Annotated in this window: 10 protein-coding genes; 4 read left to right on the top strand and 6 right to left on the bottom strand. The window is 58.1% G+C overall.

Going from position 1 to position 20,625, the window contains the following annotated elements:
- Positions 1 to 37: 37 nt before the first annotated feature.
- Positions 38 to 5,641 carry a DUF748 domain-containing protein gene (locus tag GRX76_RS18345; RefSeq protein ID WP_160154604.1) on the bottom strand — a complete coding sequence of 1,868 codons (5,604 nt, stop codon included), beginning with the start codon at positions 5,639 to 5,641 and terminating at the stop codon, positions 38 to 40.
- Positions 5,642 to 5,979: 338 nt separating this feature from the next.
- On the opposite strand from GRX76_RS18345, the gene selD reads away from it, so the two are divergent.
- Positions 5,980 to 8,400, top strand: a complete 2,421-nt coding sequence (gene selD, locus GRX76_RS18350; protein ID WP_160154605.1) for a selenide, water dikinase SelD — start codon at positions 5,980 to 5,982, stop codon at positions 8,398 to 8,400.
- 66 nt (positions 8,401 to 8,466) lie between these two features.
- Here selD and GRX76_RS18355 read toward each other — a convergent pair whose 3' ends face one another.
- Positions 8,467 to 8,667 (bottom strand): hypothetical protein, encoded by a 201-nt coding sequence (locus GRX76_RS18355; protein ID WP_160154606.1) that lies wholly within the window; start codon positions 8,665 to 8,667, stop codon positions 8,467 to 8,469.
- Here GRX76_RS18355 and GRX76_RS18360 point away from each other — a divergent pair.
- Positions 8,666 to 9,976, top strand: a complete 1,311-nt coding sequence (locus GRX76_RS18360) for an NAD(P)/FAD-dependent oxidoreductase (RefSeq protein WP_160154607.1) — start codon at positions 8,666 to 8,668, stop codon at positions 9,974 to 9,976. The two genes, GRX76_RS18355 and GRX76_RS18360, sit on opposite strands and share 2 nt — an antisense overlap.
- A 100-nt stretch (positions 9,977 to 10,076) precedes the next feature.
- On the opposite strand, the gene GRX76_RS18365 is transcribed toward GRX76_RS18360, so the two are convergent.
- The gene (locus GRX76_RS18365; protein ID WP_160154608.1) at positions 10,077 to 11,795 is read right to left on the bottom strand and encodes a hypothetical protein; all 1,719 of its coding nucleotides are present in this window, start codon (positions 11,793 to 11,795) and stop codon (positions 10,077 to 10,079) included.
- A 468-nt stretch (positions 11,796 to 12,263) separates the two neighbouring features.
- Here GRX76_RS18365 and GRX76_RS18370 point away from each other — a divergent pair, with 468 nt between their 5' ends.
- Positions 12,264 to 14,375: a TonB-dependent receptor gene (locus GRX76_RS18370; RefSeq protein ID WP_160154609.1), complete on the top strand. Its 2,112-nt coding sequence runs from the start codon at positions 12,264 to 12,266 to the stop codon at positions 14,373 to 14,375.
- Positions 14,376 to 14,410: 35 nt separating this feature from the next.
- Here GRX76_RS18370 and GRX76_RS18375 read toward each other — a convergent pair whose 3' ends face one another.
- Together GRX76_RS18375 and GRX76_RS18380 are read right to left on the bottom strand one after the other, a co-directional pair.
- Entirely contained in the window at positions 14,411 to 16,513 is a 2,103-nt protein-coding gene (locus tag GRX76_RS18375; RefSeq protein WP_160154610.1) for a hypothetical protein, read from the bottom strand.
- Positions 16,514 to 16,846: 333 nt separating this feature from the next.
- Positions 16,847 to 17,326, bottom strand: a complete 480-nt coding sequence (locus GRX76_RS18380; protein WP_160154611.1) for a hypothetical protein — start codon at positions 17,324 to 17,326, stop codon at positions 16,847 to 16,849.
- A 721-nt stretch (positions 17,327 to 18,047) separates the two neighbouring features.
- On the opposite strand from GRX76_RS18380, the gene GRX76_RS18385 reads away from it, so the two are divergent.
- Complete coding sequence (locus GRX76_RS18385) at positions 18,048 to 18,494, top strand: CBS domain-containing protein (protein ID WP_236250465.1); 447 nt, start codon at positions 18,048 to 18,050, stop codon at positions 18,492 to 18,494.
- A gap of 26 nt (positions 18,495 to 18,520) precedes the next feature.
- Here GRX76_RS18385 and GRX76_RS19325 read toward each other — a convergent pair whose 3' ends face one another.
- Positions 18,521 to 20,611 (bottom strand): SLC13 family permease, encoded by a 2,091-nt coding sequence (locus GRX76_RS19325; RefSeq protein WP_255461872.1) that lies wholly within the window; start codon positions 20,609 to 20,611, stop codon positions 18,521 to 18,523.
- Between the last annotated feature and the right edge of the window lie 14 nt (positions 20,612 to 20,625).

The raw sequence follows: 20,625 nt of genomic DNA on the forward strand, positions 1-20,625 counted from the left end.
TCAGTGCAAACCGACAACGCCCTGTCGCCAAGTGACATCAGTTGGAAAACTCCACCCGCGGCGCGCCGGAATCGGTTCCGATATAGTCCGGTGCACACTGGATGAAATCTTCCTGGTCGAGACCGGCTTCAATCAAAAATTTTTGCACATGGCGGCTGCGACGATTGGCCAGGTGCAATAATTCCTCGCGCAATCCCCTCGGGGGATCGCGATAGAAATCCTCTCGAGTATTCCTGGCCACTGCGCGCATGGCGCCGACTTCGTGGGGGAACATCATTTCCAGGTCCTGCGCGGTTGCCACACCGCAAATACCCGGGCGGGCTTTGGGGTTGTCGCGCAGTTTTTCGATCATCTCACTCAGGTCGGCCTCGGCCCTCGCGCTCAGCACGTCGCTGCCCGGGGTAAATTCCAGCTCGGAAAAGCTGACTGCACGAAAGCGCGCCCAGGCCAGTTTTGCCAGGCTATAGAGGCCGACCGGGGTGAAGTAAGCGAACAGTGCTTCAAGAATGGCACGCTGCAAAAGGTCACTGAAAATAAAGCTGAAGGAAAACTTGGGATCGTAGAGTTCACCGGTGACGGGCATTTTGAAACGCACATCGCCGTTGCCGTCTTTCATCAATGCCAGTGCCAGGCTCAGGGGAATGATGCTTTTCTTGACCTTGAGATGATCGGAGTCCCGAACCCGGCGCACCTTGATTTTCTCCAGTTTCATTTTGGCCAGTGCATCTACCTGGTTGTCTTTTACCTGAACATTGACCTCGGCATCCAGCTGCCCCTGCAAAATCTTGTAACCCAATAGTGCAGCGAAGTACGGGGTTGTGGGAATCAGGTTGGCACCTTCCACATAGCCCAGTATGCCCGCATCCCAATGGCTGTTTTCGAGCAAATTGATCTGTCCTGCGAGATGCATTTCGCTAAACCCTCCGGGGCGGGCGTTGAAGACCACCAGCGCGGGCGGGTCTTCATGGTAGTTACTCGCCCCTTGCAGCAGCAGATTGATACGGCGGATCGGGACTTTTGCTTCGTAGTCTCCGGTATTGTCCATCCACAGGAAGCGTCCGCGATCGACATAGACCTGACGGATGCGATATTTAAACCGGTTGGCTTCGCGCGCAATATCACCGCGCCGATACTGATACTGCGCCAACTCCGGGGTTTCACTGCGAAAACGTTCCCAGGCCCCCAGATCACCTTCTATGCCGCGCGCAAGAATACTGCGGGGCTTGATCAGGTCGATGGTATCGATATCCAGTGCTTTGCTGGCGGGGTCATAATTAAACTGGCTCAGCTGCAGGGACTCCACTTCCGTGTTCCACTGGTGATTGACGAAGTCCTGAGCGCGTTCGCTGCGGCGAAACAGTTTGCTGTTGGCGATGTCCAGCCATAGCAGGCGGACTTTGTCCCGCGCGACCGCCAGCTCCCGCGCTTCGATCAGTTCGCTCTCGAGCAATTGATCTCCCCCCGCATCCAGCACCATCAACTGGCGCAGTGTTGCCTGCGTCAGATCCAGTTGCCGCTGTTCGAAACTGAACTGACCCGTCGTCAGGATTTCAGCGAGATTGATACAGTGATTGATGCCGTTGATATAGCCCTTGGGAATACAGCTACTGACATTGTGTATTTGCAGGTTTTTACTCAGCAACTGGCGGCTGCCGAAACCCAGTAACTCTGCCTGCAGGCTTTCGATATGTAACAGCTGCGCCGGCAGGCCCGCCGGGTAATCCTGCTGGGTAACCTGTACGCCCTCAACTCGAATGTTGTTGAAGAGCCGCTGGGATGCGCCGCTACCAAAACTGCCCAGGCGAATTTTATGCTCGCTCGCTACCGTGACCCGCCCCACCCGGTAACAGGGTGAAAAAGCCTTTTCCGCCAGGGTAAAGGAACTCATGCAACCGCTGAGGCCACTTAAGCTTCCCTGCTGTAACGCCATTGCATCACTTGAAAATACCAGGCCGTTGACCGCCAGGTGACTGAAGCCAATACGCTGGCGCTCTCCCTGGCGGAAGAGAAAGTCCGCCACCGCAATCTGACCGTTTGCCCGCAATTCCTCCCCTGCGGCCAGGCGCTGGCGACCGGTGATATGCAACTGTGAAAATGAAATACAGCGTGCTTGTTGGTCATCGACACCGGCAGCGCTTGGCAGGCAGCCGGCAAAGTCCACCGCATTCAACTCCTCCACCTGCACGCGCGCGCCGCCGGGCCATTCCAGGGATTGCCACTGCAGCTGCGCCAACTGCAGCGCAGGTGCCTGCCCTTCGGCAGGCACCAATCTGAGATCACTGGCGCTCAGCGGACCCAGTACAAGACGGTTCAGGGTTTTATTCTCGGAAGCGGCTGCGGTACGCCCCAGGGGAATCAGGTTGTCGCCACTCAGGTGCACATTGCCGGAGGAAATACAGCCACCCCAGCGACCGCTGGCGTCCCCCCGCTGGCGGGCAGCCGCCAGCCACTCCTGCAGGCCACAACCGTGAATACTGCTCAGCTGAATATTGTGCAGATTAAACTGTACCGGTGGCTGCCCTGTGCCGCGGGACTGCAGCATGCCCAGCGTTTCAATCTGCAAAGGGCCCAGTTGCAGTTGTGGTGCCGCTTCGAGTTCCCGGTGCAGGGCGAGGGACTGAAGCACCAGGCCATTACCCACGGATTGCAAATCGCTACCGCGGACGCAACGCGGCAGCCGTTGCTGCGGGCTTCCGGGGCTCGGCCAGCAAAAATCCAGCTGCGCGGCTTGCAGGTCCTGTAACTGCCAGTTCGTCCGGGCGCCGGCATTGCGCGGTAAATTCACCCGCAACGACACGCTGGCGAGCTGTGAAATTTCCGCCGTGACGTCGGTACTTTTACCGGTGAGGGAAAAGTGCTGCAGCGCCAGGTCCTTGAGGTCTGCATGAAATCGGTTGTGGTCGTAATCCAGGGAAAACTGTTCACCGGTGTGCAATTTATCGAGATCCACACAACGCGCCGGGGACAGACAGAACGCGGCCTTGTCCAGCGACGCGCCGGGAATATCCAGTTGCATACGAGCAGAGGATGACGGCGAGGCCGCCGACTGGATTCGAAGCGCCGCCTTCGGCAGTTGCAACTTCGACAGCTCCAGCAGGGGCTGCTTATCTGCCCCCTGGATATCCGCCTGCGCCAGCTGCAGATCCGCCGCGGTAAACACCAGCCGAAAATGTCCGCCGCTGCCCCTGTTGGCCGAATGAGTCGCCACATCAGCGGCCGTATCTCTATCACCAGCCGTGTTGTCTTCCGCAACGGTTGCAACACTGCGCTTGCGGTCGATCGCCAGATTCAGCGGCTGCTTCTGCTGCAGTTCGCGGATCGCAAAACACTCTGGACGACGTTTTCCCGCACCGCTTGCGAGCAATGCCTGCCAGGTGATCGGCAGGCAGCCATCGAGGCGATCGAGAGAAAGTGAAGACAGTTCCAGCTCCATTTCGCGCGCCGCAATCATGTCTCCGATTGCCCGCCCCGCGGAGCCACCCTGTTCCGCACCACCGGGTGACGCCAATAAATCTTCGCCGGCGTGCTCGGCCAGCGATTGTGTCCCGTCTTGTGGCAACTGACCTTTTTCAGCGCCATCATCCGCCGGATCTGAGCCCGACGCCGCCTGACCAGCGCCCCCCGGCCACCAGAATGCATCGTCCGTCGCGAAGTATTCCCCGGCGCGCAGCTGCTGGCTGCGCAATCGGAAAAAGCCAACGCCGGTGTGTAGCTGATTAACGAGCAGTCCCGTCTGCTGCGCCGGATCAGCACTGAGATGATCGGAAAGCAGCAGGCTTTCCAGCCCCAATTCACCGAGGATCAGGTAAGGTGAATCTTCCAGTGCCAGGATGAAGTCGCCCTTCGCACCCAGCCCCTGGACACTGGTACAAAGTGGTGAAAGCCGCAGCGGCGTTAACCCCTCCGGGACACAGCCCCGCAATTGCTGCAACGCAATGTCTTCCACCAGGTAGCGCTGATCCGTGGGGGAGATTTCCATCCTCGCCCAGTTCAACTGCGTCAACTCGATGCCATTTTGCGGCGCCGGTTTGCCGGTACTCGCAAGGCCCCGCGCTTTGCCGGTGTTCAGGCGCAATTTCGCCAGTTGCACCGGCCCACTTTGCAAACCCCAGGTCTGGGGCAGTGCATCACCGCGTGCGACTTTGCGCGCAAATTGCAGGGTCAGGTTTTCCGGCACCTGTAGCCGGGAGAGAAATACGCAGTGATCCTCCCGCCCCCACAATTGTCCCGGAACACACCCAGAGGCACCATCGAGACTCAATTGCTGCAAGCGCAAACGGCGACTTTGGTTGCGGTACTGCAAGGCACCAAGGCGCAGGTTATTGCTGGTCAGCGGCTTTTCCAGCGGGGTGTTGGCATCGAGGTCGACAACCGAGCCCTGCACCAGACTGGCTTCGGTCAGGTCCACCGCCAGCCCCTGTTCCCAGCCAATCGCGGTCGTTTGCGGCAGTCGGAGGCTGCCGGCCCGGATGCAATAGTGGTGAGCGGCGGGTTTTTCCGGGCCAGTGCGCAGGCGGTTGGGACACCAGGAAAATCCGCTGCTGCCGGCACTCTGCCACTGCAGGGTCTTTGATTCCCGCAGGTAGTCAAAACCGTTGAGTGCGATCGTTTCGGCGTGCCAGTTGGGGTGGCGGCGATTACGATAACGCAGGCGCACTTCCTGCCCCTCGACCCGGCGCCAGGCTATTTCGGCTCCTTTGCCAAAGGAAAACAACGCGGGGCCCTTCACCTGCAGGCGGCGCGCAGTTGCACAATGGCCGGTGATTCGCCTCAGTCCCGGCACGGCCTGCGCCCAGCGGTCTGGCGGGCAAGCGGCAAACTTGCGGGTAAACACTTCTGCGGTGGTAAGCGCATTGCCCGGACGCGCAAACTGGATTTTCCCGGTCTTCAATCGAACCAGTGCAATGGTGGGGTTTTCTTCCGGCGACTTGCGCATATCGCCTTCGCCCGTTTCCTGGGTTTTTCTCGCCAGCCCCGACGGATAGGACTGGCCGGGTAATTCATCCCAGGCCAGCATGTTTTCCAGCAAAAAATCATCGGCTCCGATGGAAAACTGCAGCGGCTCCTGCTTTTCCCGGAATCCGGCGACGAAAAAATCCTCCATCGCCAGTGCACCAATGCGTGCGCAACTCGGACTTTTCCATTGTGGTTTGTGCTGGTAACACACCACCGCGTCGCGCAACTTGGCGCCGGCGAGATCCACACGCCAGTTCTTCGGCTTCTTCGGCCCTTCCCCCAAATGCCAGCCACCGATTTCCCAGATCCGGCCGCGTTCGCCGGGCTCCGATTCCAGGTCCAGGTACACACCTTCGAGTACCGTTTCCTTGACGTGGATTTTTCCCTGGAGCAGTTTCCACCAGCTTAGCCCCAGGGTTGCCTCGCGGACGCTGAACCCCCGCTCGAACGCATTGCGCACCTGCACCCCGCGCAAATGTGCGCGCAGGCGTGGCAAGGAAACATTCACATGGGCGACCTGCGCTTCCAGACCGCGCTCCTGCAGCCAGCGCTGAACAGCGCCGGGCAGAACCAGGGACACGAAGATGTTCAATCCGCCAATAAACAACAGGAAGAACATCAGCAGCCACAGCAGGCGGCGTATTCCTCTGGATTGGGCAGGATCTGTAGCGGGCGAAGTAGACATCAAAGCTCGGCGCACTGGGAATTTCGCGCAGTGACAGCGGTCTATGGCAGAAGACCGAACTGCGCGCTTTCTACATTAAAGACCAGCGGGCGTTGGCCAGATGTCGCCAGCAACCTCTTATGAATATTTTTACGGGTCTTTTCTTACTGTCCCCATCCGAGCGCACTAATTCCGGCGCCACATGCCTCCAAACTGTGCGCCGAATCCGTGCTAATCGGTCGCACGCCGTTACACTGTATATATTTCGATCAAAAGAAGACTTTCCCGGCAACCCAGATCGAAACCGTCATATCCATACACACATAGCGAACCATTTATCAGGCATCAGGTAGACGACCATGCAGGAGCATCCTCACTATCAGGACATAGTGCTGATTGGCGGCGGCCACAGCCACGCCATGGTGCTGCAGATGTGGGCAAAGAATCCGCTGCCTGGCGCGCGCCTGACACTGGTATCTCCCCAGGTACAGAGTGCCTATTCCGGCATGCTGCCGGGTATGGTGGCGGGCCATTACAGCTACAGTGATATTCACATTGACCTGCCGCGCCTGTGTCGCGCCGCCGGCGCCCGTTTTATCCAAGCCTGCGCCCACCATATTGATCTCGCGAGCAAGAAAGTGTCGCTGCTCGGGCGCCCGGACCTGGACTTTGACCTGCTCTCACTGGATGTAGGAGCCACGCCCTGCCGGCATATTCCCGGATCGGAACTTGCCATTCCGGTCAAACCCATCGGCCACTTTCATCGCTACTGGCAACAACTGAAACAACAGGTACACCGCGAACACCTGCCCCTGCGGCTCGGCGTGGTCGGTGGTGGCGTCGGCGGTTGTGAACTGGCCATGGCCATGGCCTGGGCTTTAGAGGAACAGCTGTACAGTGGCCGGGTGGAAATGCACCTGATCCAGGCGGGCAACAAGTTGCCCCAGGAGTACCCACTGCTCGCCCGCAGGCTGGCAGCACGGGAATTAAGCCGCCTGAAGGTGCAGGTGCACCGCAACTGGCGTGTCACTGAAATCACCCCTCAGGGTGTGCACAGTGATGAGGGGAAATTCCTGCCGGTCGACAAGGTGATGCTGTGCACCGAAGCGGCGGCGCCCCCGTGGCTGGCGCAGTCCGGGCTGGCGCTGGATGATGCGGGATTTGTGCTGATCGACGAATATCTGCGGGCACCGGATCACCCGCATATTTTTGCCGTAGGCGACGTCGCCAGCCTGACCCACAATCCGCAGCCAAAAGCCGGAACCTTCGCCCTGCGACAGGGCCCCGCCCTGTATCGCAACCTGCGCGCCACACTGTTACAGCAGCCCCTCAAGCCCTACCGCCCGCAGCGAAATTTTCTCAGCCTGCTGACCTGTGGCAGCCAGAGAGCCATCGCTTCGCGCAACGGCTTTGCCGCTGCCGGCCAATCCCTGTGGCACTGGAAAGACCATATCGATCGCAGCTTTATGCGTCGCTTTGCCGAACTGCCGGTAACCGGGCAAGCGCATCGCACCGCGCCCAATCACCCCGGCCCCCTGGGATCACTGCTCGGGCGCAATCCGCAAATTCTGGAGCAGCGCGACAATATCTCGCTCGCGAAAATTCGCTCCAATGGCAGCGGCGCGAAAGTGGCGGCCGACATTCTCGGAAATGCACTGGCGAAACTGCCGCCCCAGCAGTCGCCTGGCCTGTTGCACGGTGCCGGCGACGACGCCGCGGTGCTGAAACTGCCGGCCGGGAAATTACTGGTACAGAGCTCTGACCAATTGCGCGCGCCGGTGGCAGACCCCTGGCTGTTTGGACGCCTGGCGACTTTGCATTCGCTGTCGGATTTGTTTGCCATGCACGCACAGCCGGTTTCCGCGCAGACGCTCGTCACGCTGCCGCTGGCCGCAGCAGAAATTGCCGGTCGCGACCTGCAGCAACTGCTGGACGGCGCGGTGCGCGAATTGAACCAGCACAACTGCGTTCTCAGTGGCGGCCACACCTCCGAAGGCGCAGAGCTGCAGCTGGGGCTCACCGTTAACGGCATCGCCGATCACCAGCAGCTGCTCAACAAAACCGACCTGCGCGCCGGCGACTGCCTGATCCTGACCAAACCCCTGGGCATTGGCACCCTGTTTGCCGCCGAAGGGCTCGGCAAAGCCAAGGGGCGCTGGCTGCAACAGGCGCTTGAAGTCATGCTGCAGAGTAATGCGACCGCTGCGGAAATTTTTGCGCGCAACGGCGCCAATGCGCTCACTGACGTTACCGGTTTCGGCCTTCTCGGCCATTTGCTGGAAATGCTGCAGTGGCAGCCCAGTGTCATCAATCCCACACCGCCGGTTGCCGCCACCAGCAGTACCGGCGGCCAGTACCAAACGCAACTGGGTGCCAGCCTGTTTGCCGACGCACTGCCATTGTTACCCGGCGCCACTTACTGTGCGGAACGCGGCCTTGTTTCCAGCCTGCACCAGCACAATGCCCGGGCCTATGCGGCACTGCAGAACCCTGCTGCCTGGCAAGCCGACCCGCACCTGCCACTGCTGGTAGACCCGCAGACCTGTGGCGGCTTGCTGGCCTCGGTACCCGCGGATTTTGCAGAGGACTGCATCACCGCACTGCACGCCGCTGGCTGCCGCCACGCCGCCATTATCGGCTTTGTGGACGAATTGCCCGCGAACCGCGACCAGTTGTCGTTTGCCTCACCGGCTCTTCAGCTGGCGCCACAGCCGGTCTACCTGGCGAAAAGCGGCGACTGGAAACGGATGGCCCTGCGCTATACCGAGATGATTTCCTGAGCGGGCACCGCCGCTATCGCCACCCACGATCCGAGCCGCGCTCCGAGCCGCGATCCAGGCCGCACTTCAGGCCGTGATAATTTCTACTGAAACCATTCTCCGATTGCCAAACAACGCTTTGGCAGCAATACTGCCGGGTAAAATCGATCCCGCAGAAAGTCGATAACGAAAGTACAAGAACAAAAGTACAGGGTCATCACAGAGCGCGCCGCCACCGGCAGGCGCGGAGAGCACAATATTTTTTAGCTCTACAGGAAACTCTGTCATGCAGAAAATCGTCATAATCGGCGGTGGTGCCGGTGGTTTACAGCTGGCTACCAGCCTCGGCCGTCATTTCTCCTTCAACCGCTTCCATCGCCGCAACAAGTCCCCGCTTGCGGAGATCACCCTGGTCGACAAAAACCGCACCCATATCTGGAAACCCCTGCTGCACCAGGTCGCCACAGGTGCACTGGATTCCAGCCTGGATGCGCTCAACTATCAGGTGCATGCCCGTGCCAACGGCTTTCACTTCGAACTGGGAAGCCTGCAGGGATTAAACCGGGAAGAAAAAACCATTCAGCTCGCCGAGGTACGCGGGGAAGATGGCACACCGCTGGTACCCGCGCGCGAACTTGAATACGACTACCTGGTGTTCGCCCTCGGCAGCCAGAGTAACGATTTCAATACCCCCGGGGTGCGCGCCAACTGCCAGTTCCTGGACAGCGCGGAACAGGCGCAGAAATTCCACACCAAGCTGCTTGATCAGTTCCTGCAGCTGGAAAACCGGGTCACCGAGGAAGTGCACATCGCTATCGTCGGCGGCGGTGCCACCGGGGTGGAACTGGCCGCGGAGCTGGTGGATGCCGTACACGAAATGGGGCACTACGGGCGCATCAAAAACGGCGACCTCAAGGTCACCCTGATCGAAGCCGGCCCACACCTGCTACCGGCGCTGCCACCGCGCCTCGGCAACAGCTCGGAAAAGGAACTCACCAATCTAGGCGTTCGGGTGCTCACCGGCACCCAGGTCGCGGAAGCGACCAGCAACGGTTTTGTCACCAAAGACGGTGAGGAAATTCCCGCGGCCATTCGCGTGTGGGCGGCGGGGGTAAAGGCACCGGATTTTCTGCAGCAAATGGATGGGCTTGTACTCAATCGCCAGAACCAGATCGAGGTGGAAGCCACCTTGCGCTCGAAAACGGACCCCAGCATTTTTGCCTTGGGAGACTGCGCCGGCTGTATCGACTCCGCAGATCACAAAGTGCCTCCGCGGGCCCAGTCTGCGCAGCAGATGGCCAAGACCGCTCGCGACAACCTGATCGCCCTGGTGGAAAACCCCGCTGCAGAACTCCAAGGCTTTACCTACAAAGACCGGGGATCACTGGTGTCGCTGTCCAAGTTCGATGCGGTGGGCAGCCTGATGGGCGGACTCGTCAAAGGCAGCCTCACCATCGAGGGACGGCTCGCAGGGCTCGCCTATCGCTCGCTATACCGTATGCATCTGGCGGCACTGCACGGCTGGCCAAAAGCGATGCTGCTGTACCTGATCGGGCAGGCCAACCGCTTTGTGAAGCCCCGCCTGAAAATGCACTGATCCACTCTGCGCCACGGTTACATTGCGCTAGAAAAAAGAGGCCCATCGGGCCTCTTTTCTTTTTCTGCATATTACGCCTTAAGCGTACTTTACCCGTCGATCAATCGGCACAGGCAATAACGCCACCACCGAACGACACAGCCATACAGCTGCTTGCTACAAGCGCGACAGGCGATCCCGAATACTTGTAGTGATCAATAAGGTGGCGCAGCCCATCGTCGGTTGGCTGGTAATCCCAGCGGGTGATCACCGGCGTGTTTACCGTGTAAGTGCTTCCGTGGCTTTCGGTACGTCGGGTCAGCATTTCCCCATGAACACCATAGGTGCGTCGCTCACTGTAATCCGTACCGCTTGTACCATCACTGTGATGTGAGGAGTTCTCTTGCAACACTAACTGCCCGCGACTGTTGTAACTATATTCGGTGGTGTAAGTAGTCTCGGGGTTGCCATCCAGATCGCGATCAAAGCGTGACTCCAACCCCGTGAGGTTGCCGCTATTGTCGTAGCGGTAAAGCATGGTATGGCGAGACTCGATGCTGCCATCCGCGTAACGGTCAGACTCTTTGATTTCCTCAACCAGAAAGCCGCGATTGTCATAGCGTCTGCGAGTAGTCAATTCGCTGTCCACTATCCCATCGGCCTGCCCATCAGCACGTTGCACCTCCAGAATCAGTCGGTCGCTACTGTCGTACATATACGCCGACTCGGTGCGTGTATCGATCACGCCATCGGCACCGGTGCTGCCGCCATCGATGGTATGTAGCGAGGAGGATCTCAGCCCAGCGGAGGAATACTGATACTCAATGCGCTGGTGCAACTCGAGATCAGTATTGCCATCGGTATTATTTTTCCGCTCTATGTCACGCACCAGGCCATTGCCGGTAAAGCGGCTGACCGTAAGGTCCCGGCGTAGCAGTGTGCCTTCGGCATCCTTCCGTTCGTACTCCAGACGAATTTGATTGCCGCCACTATCGTACTGATACAGCGAAACTGAGCGCGCATTCACCTCGGGATCGCCGGTTTCGTGTGACTGCTCAAGTAGCAACCCGCTGCTGTCGTAACGATAGTGGTAGGAAAACCGGGAGTCCGCCAGACCATCGCTGTCGGTATCGTGTTCGGACTGCTGTTGCAGCACGCGCGCCTCATCATCGTAGCGGTAGGATACGACCTGACGCCAGGTCTGGCCATTGCCGGGGATCTGCATACGCTGCACTGTTTCCGGCAAGCCAAAATCGTTGTACTTGGTCTCGGTTTCGTGCTCCACGCTACCGTCCTCCCCGGAATCCACCGACTCCTTTACCGGCAGCTGCGCCTTCACTTTCAGGCCGAGGCTGTCGTATAGAAAGACCAGCGGTGCCGCCAAGGAGGGCTCATAGTCGATATCGAATGCGGTGCGGAGGGTGGTCAGCGCAGTCAGGTTGCGCTGCTGTGGGAAGAGGTAAAGATCGGACTCGAAACTGACCTGGTAATCCGCCAGTTCAGCGTGCCAGCCGTCAAGATTGATCCCATTATCCAGATCGCGATCACGATCCAGAGTCGCCAATAAGCGTATTCTGTTGCCCACCCGATCCAGGTCTGTGACACGCGCGCGATTGCCCAGATCAGCCCTGAGCACGGCTTCGTCGACCACCGGCTGGGCACCCACCAAATCAAACAGGTCCAGGGTCGGCTCGCCGCGGGCCGAACCCAGCTCAATGCCACCGAGGGCAAAACGTACGCTTTCTCCGTCGCGGTAGCGGAAAACGCCACCTGCGTCGATCAAGCCGGAGAAACTGGGGGTTTCGTAAAACAGGCCGTTGATTTGACCGCCGTTGAACACTCCCTCGGTTTCCTCACCCGTGCCGCCGCTCCCGGAGCTGCTACCCGAGCCACTGCTGGAACTTGAGCTACTACTGCCACCAGAATCCGTAGATCCAGACCCGCCTGAACCACAGCCGCACAGTAACAAGCAACAGACCACCGAAATACCACAACACAATCGGCGGCAGAATTCTGCCGAGCACAGCATCGTCACAGATGTCTCCTTATTATTCTGTCGATTTCATTCCATCGAAAAATGGCCGCTTTAAATCTATCCGGCACCGAGCAGCACACCGGGATTATTGATAGCAACGCCGATGGGCAATGTAAAGAATGGGCCCATAGCATTGAACGATCTGGAATAGATTGGGCTTCAATACAATAAATAACCCGCCAACTCTCTATTAAAGTGAGCAAGCGGGAAGAGCCGGTGTATTCGTGTTATTTTGCACCCCGAAATCCAGGACGAAATAAACGCCCCGCCACAATGAAGCATTGCCATCACATCCTGATCGCCTCAGGCCTGCTGATCTTTACCAACAGCCTGAGCACTGCCGCCACCTCGCCTGACGACGACCAGCTGGAACAGCTGACGGTCACCGGTACCCGTGAGCTGCGCCCAAGTCGCGAGCTGGCAGAATCTCTCTCGGTGGTGGACCAGGAAACCCTGCAGTCTGCCGCGCCCATCCATCCCAATCAGGCGTTGTCCACAGTGCCCGGTGCATTCGTCAGTCGCGGCAACGGCCAGGAAAGCCTGATTGCCCTGCGCTCACCGGTACTGACCGGTGCCGGCAGCTGTGGTGCTTTTGCCATTACCCAGGATGGGGTTCCCGTGCGCGGCACCGGCTTCTGTAACGTCAACCAACTGTTCGATACCGCATTTGAACTGGGCGGGCGCATTGAGGTGTTGCGCGGGCCGGGCACGGTGCTCTACGGCTCCGATGCCCAACACGGTGTGATCAACGTGCTTAGTGAAGCGCCGGCGCATGGGCAGGAGTCCAGCGCACTGATCGAGGGAGGCGCCAACGACTATCAGCGGATAAAACTGCAGCACAGTCGTGGTGATACAGAGGGAGGTTTCCGCATCGGCTTCAGTGGTAGCCGCGACGGCGGTTACAAACACGACGCTGGATATGATCAGCAAAAACTGCAACTGCGTAATGACAGTGATTGGCGAGACTGGTCAATGCAAACGCAAGTCAATGTTGCCAATCTGAACCAGGAAACCGCGGGCTACGTCACGGGAAAAGACGCCTACAAAGACAAAGATCGCAAACGGGAGAACCCGAACCCGGAAGCCTTTCGCGAAAGCCAGTCCGCACGCATCCAGGTGCAACTGGCGCGCACGCTGGACAATGGCAACCACCTGCAGATCACACCCTACGTCCGCCACACGGACATGGAATTTCTGATGCATTTTCTGCCGGGCACCCCGCTGGAGGAAAATGGCCAGCAGGGGTTGGGCGTGCAGAGCGCCTATCGCCACACGGTGAATCGCCATCTGGAATTGACCAGCGGTATTGATCTGGAATACACCGATGCATGGCTCCGGCAGACTCAGGATGGCGGCTTCTCGGTTTTTCCTGAGGGCAAACACTATGATTATTCGGTTACCGCGGCCGTCGCCGCGTTATTCAGTCACGCGGAACTGAACGTCAACGAGAGCACTACTGCAACACTGGGCGCCCGCACAGAATACCTGCACTATCAGTACAACAACCACATGATCGGCGGTGATACCAAAGACAATGGTGAAGTGTGTAGCAACACCTTTACCGGTGCCACCGGTTGCCGCTATTCACGCCCGCACGATCGCAGCGATGGTTTTTCCAACCTGTCCGTCAACGCCAGCCTGCTCCATCACTTCAATGAAACGTTCACCGCTACCCTGCGCATTGCCCATGGCTTTCGCGCACCGCAATCCACCGAGCTGTACCGGCTGCAAAATGGCCAGACACAGGCAGACCTGGATTCCGAGGAAATTGACAGTTTCGAGTTAGGGTTTCGAGGCAGTAACGGTATCGGTAACGGTAATAGCACCGCGCTAGACTACAGCCTCACAGGTTTTTATATGGAGAAGTCCAATGTCGTATTTCAGTCTTCCGAGCGGCTCAATTTAAATGGTGGGGAAAGCCGGCACTATGGGCTGGAATACGCACTGGGTTGGGCACTGACCGACAAGCTGTCATTGAACCTGGCCGGCACTTTTGCCCGCCACCTCTACACCAGCAATGTCAGCGAGCCGGGTTCCGGACTGATTCTGAGCGACGGCAATGATATTGATACCGCACCGCGCCAGATGCACGCTGCTACCGTCAATTTCAGTCCGATGGATGGCACCCGATTGGCATTGCAGTGGCAGTCTATGGGCAGCTACTTCACGGATATCGAAAATGTGCATCGCTATGCCGGGCACGACCTGCTACACCTTCGGCTACTGCAGTCCCTGCGCAGCGACCTGACCCTGGGGCTGCGGATCGAAAACCTGACCAATACCGACTACGCAGAGCGCGCGGATTTTTCAAGCCTCGGTGGTGGCGACCGCTACTTTATCGGTGAGCCGCGCAGTATTTACGGCGATATCCGCTTTAATTTCTGAGCGAGTCCATACCCGGCAGAAGACGCCGTTCTCCGTCAAGGCCTGATGACCGTGGGCCCACCGAGATTAACGCCCGGGGCTTTCCAGAATTCATCCCAGTACAATTGCCATTGCTGGGGCCAGCTCAGGGCGCACAGGGTACCGTCCTCGGCGAAACGGTAATTCCAGCAAGGCAGGTTCAGGTCCAGCGTACCCACTTCGGTGTACATGGGCTGACGGTAACGGAAGTGGTCAATCAGATAGCGCAGGCCATCATCGATTTCCAGATAACGCCAGCGCAGCCTCAAGGGTGTATTACTGATACCGGTCAATCCTTCCCCTTCCCGATACCAGTTTTCCAGTTGCCCGCGTGATCCATACACCCGGGTGATGGTTATCACGCTCTGTTGCTCGTCATTACCGTTGAACGTGGTGATTTCGGTTTCCCGCAACTGCCCGCGCGTGTTGTAACGGTATTCGGTCAGCGACCTGCCCTCGAGAATGTCATCACCATTTTCGTCCAGCGACATTTCAACCCGAATAAGGTTGTCATCGCTGTTGTAGCGGTATTCAAAAGTGCGCCGGAAGTCCGCGGTGCCGTCCAGGTTGACATCAGACTCCCACACTTCTTCGCGCAACTGACCATTGCTCAGGTAGGCAAATTGATAGATATTTTCACGGTCGACAATGTCGTCACCATTGTCGTCAAAGCGCAGGGTTTGCCTCAGTAAACGCTCGCTGCTGCTGTAGCGGTAAGTGGCCTCCATTCGCTCATCAACCACCTCGTCTATGGCGATGCTTACCCCATCATCCAACTCATCCAACTGCTCCACCAACAAACCGGCGGAGTTGTAGAAAAATTCGAAACGCCGACGGCGCTCCAGCAAACCATTGCCATTAAGATCCGATTCTTCCAGTCGGACAATCAGCAGGCCATCGTCGTCGTACCGGTTTTCGATGCGGAAAAAGCGATCGTAGATCTCATCCACATTGATATCCTGGCGGTAGCGAAACTGGGTTTTATTTCCGCCCTTGTCATAATTGAAACGATAATTCCGCCGCTCACTCAGTAATGGCTGGCCGTCTTCCTCAATAACTTCTACCAGGAAACCATTGTCATTGAAGAAACGCTCTGAACGATAGAAAAAATCGATGGTTTCATCTTCGTTGGTATCGGTTTCCCGCAGCATGAAAACAGGGCGCGCCACGCTGTCGTAGTCGTAAAGCAACCGCTCCCGCCAGGTATTGGCGGTGTCCGGCAGAAAGGTAAGGCGAATATCCTCCGGCAACCCGAAATCGTTATACACCCAGCGCACTTCCTGCTCGATGGTATTGTTATCGTCGAAATCACGGGTTTCGCGCACTGGCACCAGCGTGGGCACAAGAATACCAAGGACGTCATAGAGATAAACCAGCGGTTCCTCCAAGGGCACCCAGTAATCGATATCAAAGGCGGTTTTTATCGCAGGCAGAGAATCCAGGCCGCGGCGGAAAGGAAAGGCGTAGAGATCGTAGGCGAGGTCCAAACGGTAATCGGCGAGATCCGTATCCCAGTCGCTGAGGTCTATGCCGTTTTCCAGGTCCCGATCCCGATCCAGGGTCAGAAACAGCAGCATCATATTCGACACCAGATCCAGGACATCCGCCCGCTGGTGATTTTCCAGCGCGGTGCGCAGAGCGGCCTCTTCGGTAAAGGGCACCGCATCCACCAGATCAAAGGGATTCAGTTCCGGCGCTCCCGTTGCCGAACCGAGCGCAATACCGCCGAGGGAAAAGAACACCTCTTCCCCGGCGCGGTAACGAAAGGTACCGCTGCTGTCGGTCACGCCGGAGAAGCTTGGGGTCTCAAAACGCAGCCCCTGAATACCAATAAATTCGCCGCGTAATTCCGGGCCGGTACCGGCACCAGAACTGCTGCCCGAGCCGCTACTGGAACTGCCACTTCTGGAACCGCTGCTGCTGCCACTGCCCAGGGCGCGGCTGCTGGGGTCGCGATCCGAATCGCCACCAAAATCGCACCCGCCAAGCAACAGGCAAAGGGAGAGGCACAGTGAGAAGCACAAACAATGACACAAGGAATGCCACAGGCGTAATGACAACCCGGAGAGCAAACGCGGATGGCGGGCAATGACACCCAGTGGCACTAGCCTCACAGGCACGGGCGACTCCTTGTCGATCAACAACAAACTAATACGTACCGTTCAGATCTAGGAAAGTATTGTTGATAACCCCCGGCAACGGCTTGTGGATAGCGCGGGAAAACACCGATTGACGTAAAAAGAAAGGAGTTGCACCGCACAAGGGAAGAAATACGCCGCGTCCAAAATCAGGTGGGATACGATATACGGGCAGAACGCGCGGTAAAAAACAATTCGGCGATAAAGCGATGAAAGGAAATATAAAAAAGGGAGTACAAAAAAGGGAATACAAAAGAGGAAAAAGTATTCCGGCGGCCGCAGCCGCCGGAATCGGGATCTTATCGAGCAGGGAAATCAGATTTTCCAGGACTGCACTTTTTCCAGCCCATGCTCAGCAACCCACTGGTTCAACTGCTTGGGATTGCGCTTTTTCTTCTCGATGGTGGCATTGGTGTAAGGGTTGCGGTAGTGACCGGTTTCCAGTTTCGGTTCTGCCGGCTTTGAAGTCGCTGCCACACGGCGGGTGGTGCGTCGACCGCCCTCGCTTTCACGCTTGAGCGCGCGGGCAACGCGGGCCTTCAGGGTGCGTACGTAATCCGGTGCGTCTTCCTCACCCAACTGACCGACCAGCCAGTCAACAATCTGCTCACCGCGAACCGAGTAGAACTCTTCTTCTTCTACTTCATATTCCGCCGCCAGATTGATCAGCGCCTTATCAAAGGCAATTACGCCCTGCTTTTTACGTTCTGCTTTGGCCTTCTGCTCTTGCAGCTCTTCGATTTTGGCCTGGTGCTCAGCGATTTGCTGTTCAATCTGGTCGTATTCCTGAAACATGGTTGTGGAGCCTCTGTAACAATCAAGTTATGTTGTTTCGATCGTGTGTTGCTGGCGATTAATCGCCAGTATTGTAATTCGTGGCTCGCCGGCCAATACCGGTGAGTAAATGATCCTGCGGGGATTCAGCGCGAGCCAGGCAGGCTTGGCGCTATATACCGGCCTATATCAAATAGACAAACCCACTCGGAAATATATCCATATCCAACGGACGTTATTCGGGGGCAAACGATTCACCGAATTTCCGAATTACCGTACATATGTTCAGCCACCCATATGTCGAACGATATATTCGTTCGCCCGCGGGTACATTCATGGTGATTATCGGAGTGCGCTTTATATCCCTTGGAAGCCTTCCCTACCCCGCCGGATATATCCGCATCGCAATGCTCGCGCGACCTAAAGTCCGATTGTCCTAAAGCAAAGTAGGCAACAACTCGAGCAGACGACGATTAAGAGTTTTTATCGGACCCATTCGAAATCACTATTAATGAGGTCGACGGCCGATATTTCAACGGGGGGCAGATATTAAAGCCCGGGCTATATAAAGCGCAGCCCCTGAGGGTGCGCATAATACTGATTTGTCCGCCGCTAGCCAACTGGCTTTATATTTTTTAACTGCTATTGGCGACATTTCTGCCCCGGCCCACAACGCCTCGCTATTCTATTCTTGTCTAAACGGTAAATACCGCAGTAAATCCAGCCACGGGGGAACATAGCCATGACAAAAGTGCGGGATATCCATCATATGCCGACCCTGGCGGCACTGATGACACCCTTTCCCTACCATATCGATATTGATGCCTCGATCGAGGCGGCACAGGCGCTGATGGAGGAACACGGCGTCCATCACCTACCGGTTACCCGCGACGGCGACCTGGAAACCATCATATCCCGGGGCGACATCGAAAGGGCCCAGTCTCCCGGCCACCGCCTGGAAGAACAGCAACTGTATGTGCGCGACCTGTGTGCCCGGCGCCCCTATATCGCAGACATCCATGACCCACTGGACAGAATTCTGCTGGCGATGGCAGATACCGGTATCGGCTCGGTACTAGTGATGAAAGACGGAGAACTGGCGGGCATCATCACCGTAACCGATGCCCTGCGCTTTTGCGGCGAGTATCTGGCGGATCTGGCACAGTCACCGGATGACGACGTTGCCTAACGACGCCAACCGGCGAATTACACAGTTTACAGCGGCCAGACCCACAGCAGCATGGGTACGGAAACCAGTATCACCAGTATCTCCATGGGCAACCCCATGGGCCAGTAGTCGCCAAATTTGAAACCGCCGGGGCCCAGGATCAGGGTGTTATTCTGGTGCCCCACGGGTGTCAGGAAGGCACAGGAAGCCCCAATGGCCACTGCCATCAGAAAACTGTCCGGGTTCACATCCAGCTGCCCTGCCGCGCTGAGTGCAATAGCGCACATCACCGCGGCCGTAGCCGCGTTGTTCATAAAGTCCGACAGGGTCATGGTAACCACCAGGATCAACACCAGCGCGATGACCGGATTGCCCTGGGCGAGATTGTCCAGCATCGATTTGGCCACCACGTCCGCCGCCCCCGAGGAGTCCATCACCTCGGCCACCGCAATCAAAGCACCCAGCAACACAATCACCGAGCCGTCGATCGCCTCGTACACATTGCGCAGGGGCACCACCTTCAGTGCCATAAAGGCGAGGGCGCAGGTGGCAAAGGAAATGGCCGCCGGCAACAGGCCGAAAGCAGCACCGGCCACCGCCAGCGCCATGGCCACCAGCGCCACATAGGCCTTTTCCTTGTTGGGAATGGTGATGTCTCGCTGTGCCAGTGGTACGCAGCGCTGCTCGTTGGCAAAGTTACTCAGGTTCTCTTCGGTTCCCATCATAAGCAACGCGTCCCCGGCCATCAGCGGCGTCGAGCGCAGGCGCTTCACCGAGCGGCGCCCCTGGCGGGAAAGCGCCAGCAGGTTGATCTCGTAACGCCCCGCCAGCCGGAGGTTTTGCGCACTGCGGCCAATCAGGTAGGAATCCGGCAGTACCACCAGTTCGCGCAGTACCAGATCCGCTTTATCCCTGGCGCGCTTCTCTTCAGACTCTTTTTTCTCTCGCTTACCGTCACTCGCTTCGTCAGACACTGGCGTCGGGCTTTCCGGGGCGACACGTTCGCACGTCAGCTCGGGGGGAATTTCCACCTCGTCGATATCCACCAGCTTGCGCGTACCAGTGGGCGCCGACGCGGGCGCGGGCGCCCTCTCACTAGCCTTGTCGGCCTCGGCGTCCCCGCCAGCTCCGTCCTTGCCGTTACCGTTTCTTTTTTCGCCCGCCTGCCCGTTCGCTTGTTTTTCCTTGTCTTTGCTGTCGGCCTCGCCACTCTCCGGGTCTGCCGCCAGGGTCAGCCCCAGGCTCGACAGCACCGAAGACAGGGATTCCGGTTCTGCCTCGATCACCAGCAGGTCCCCCGCGCGCACCCGCAGCCCCGGCATCGCGGTGGATACCCGCGCGTTGTTGTGTACCAGGCCGATCACCTGCGCATCCTCATCCCCGATCATTTTCACCAGCTCCGCCAGCGACTTGCCGATGGCCGCGCTCTTCTCACCCACCAGGGCTTCGGTGAGATAAGTGCCGGTATCAAAGGTGCCCGCCCCCGCCTGGGTGCGCGCCGGTACCAGCCGCCAGCCGATCAAGGCGACAAACAACACCCCCACAAGCGCCACCACCAACCCCACCGGGGTGAAATCGAACATGCCGTAGCTGCCCGCACCGGCACTGGCGCGAAAGCCGGAGACTATCAAGTTTGGTGGGGTACCGATCAGGGTGGTCATGCCGCCGAGAATGGTGCCAAAGGACAAGGGCATCAGGACTTTTCCGGGAGGCAGCTGGTAGCGATCCGCCAGATCCGTGGCCACCGGCATCAGCAGGGCCATGGCACCGACATTGTTCATGAACCCGGACATGCCGGCACCAAGGGCGGTAAGTGCGGCAATGGCGAGGGTGATACTGCCCTTCTTGGGCACAACTTTCTGCGCCAGCGCGTCCATGGCGCCGGTATTCTGCAGCCCCCGGCTCAAAATCAGTACGCAGGCCACGGTCACTACGGCGGGGTGGCCGAAGCCGGTAAAGGCATCTTCCGGCTCGATCAGCCCGGTGAACACACAGGCCAGCAACGATGCCAGGGCCACCATATCGTGGCGCCAGGGGCCCCAGATAAACAGGACAATGGTGACGGCGATAATGACAAGGATGATTATCTGGTCGAGGGCCATAGCGGGACAGAATTCCAGATCTGTTTCGGCCCACAGAAAATCGTTGGGCT

This window comes from Microbulbifer sp. ALW1 (assembly GCF_009903625.1).
Taxonomy (GTDB): Bacteria; Pseudomonadota; Gammaproteobacteria; order Pseudomonadales; family Cellvibrionaceae; genus Microbulbifer.

Coding starts and splice junctions, on each gene's coding strand:
- GRX76_RS18345 (WP_160154604.1), bottom strand. CDS start 5,641: ATGTCTACTTCGCCCGCTACAGATCCTGCCCAATCCAGAGGAATACGC.
- selD (WP_160154605.1), top strand. CDS start 5,980: ATGCAGGAGCATCCTCACTATCAGGACATAGTGCTGATTGGCGGCGGC.
- GRX76_RS18360 (WP_160154607.1), top strand. CDS start 8,666: ATGCAGAAAATCGTCATAATCGGCGGTGGTGCCGGTGGTTTACAGCTG.
- GRX76_RS18355 (WP_160154606.1), bottom strand. CDS start 8,667: ATGACAGAGTTTCCTGTAGAGCTAAAAAATATTGTGCTCTCCGCGCCT.
- GRX76_RS18370 (WP_160154609.1), top strand. CDS start 12,264: ATGAAGCATTGCCATCACATCCTGATCGCCTCAGGCCTGCTGATCTTT.
- GRX76_RS18380 (WP_160154611.1), bottom strand. CDS start 17,326: ATGTTTCAGGAATACGACCAGATTGAACAGCAAATCGCTGAGCACCAG.
- GRX76_RS18385 (WP_236250465.1), top strand. CDS start 18,048: ATGACAAAAGTGCGGGATATCCATCATATGCCGACCCTGGCGGCACTG.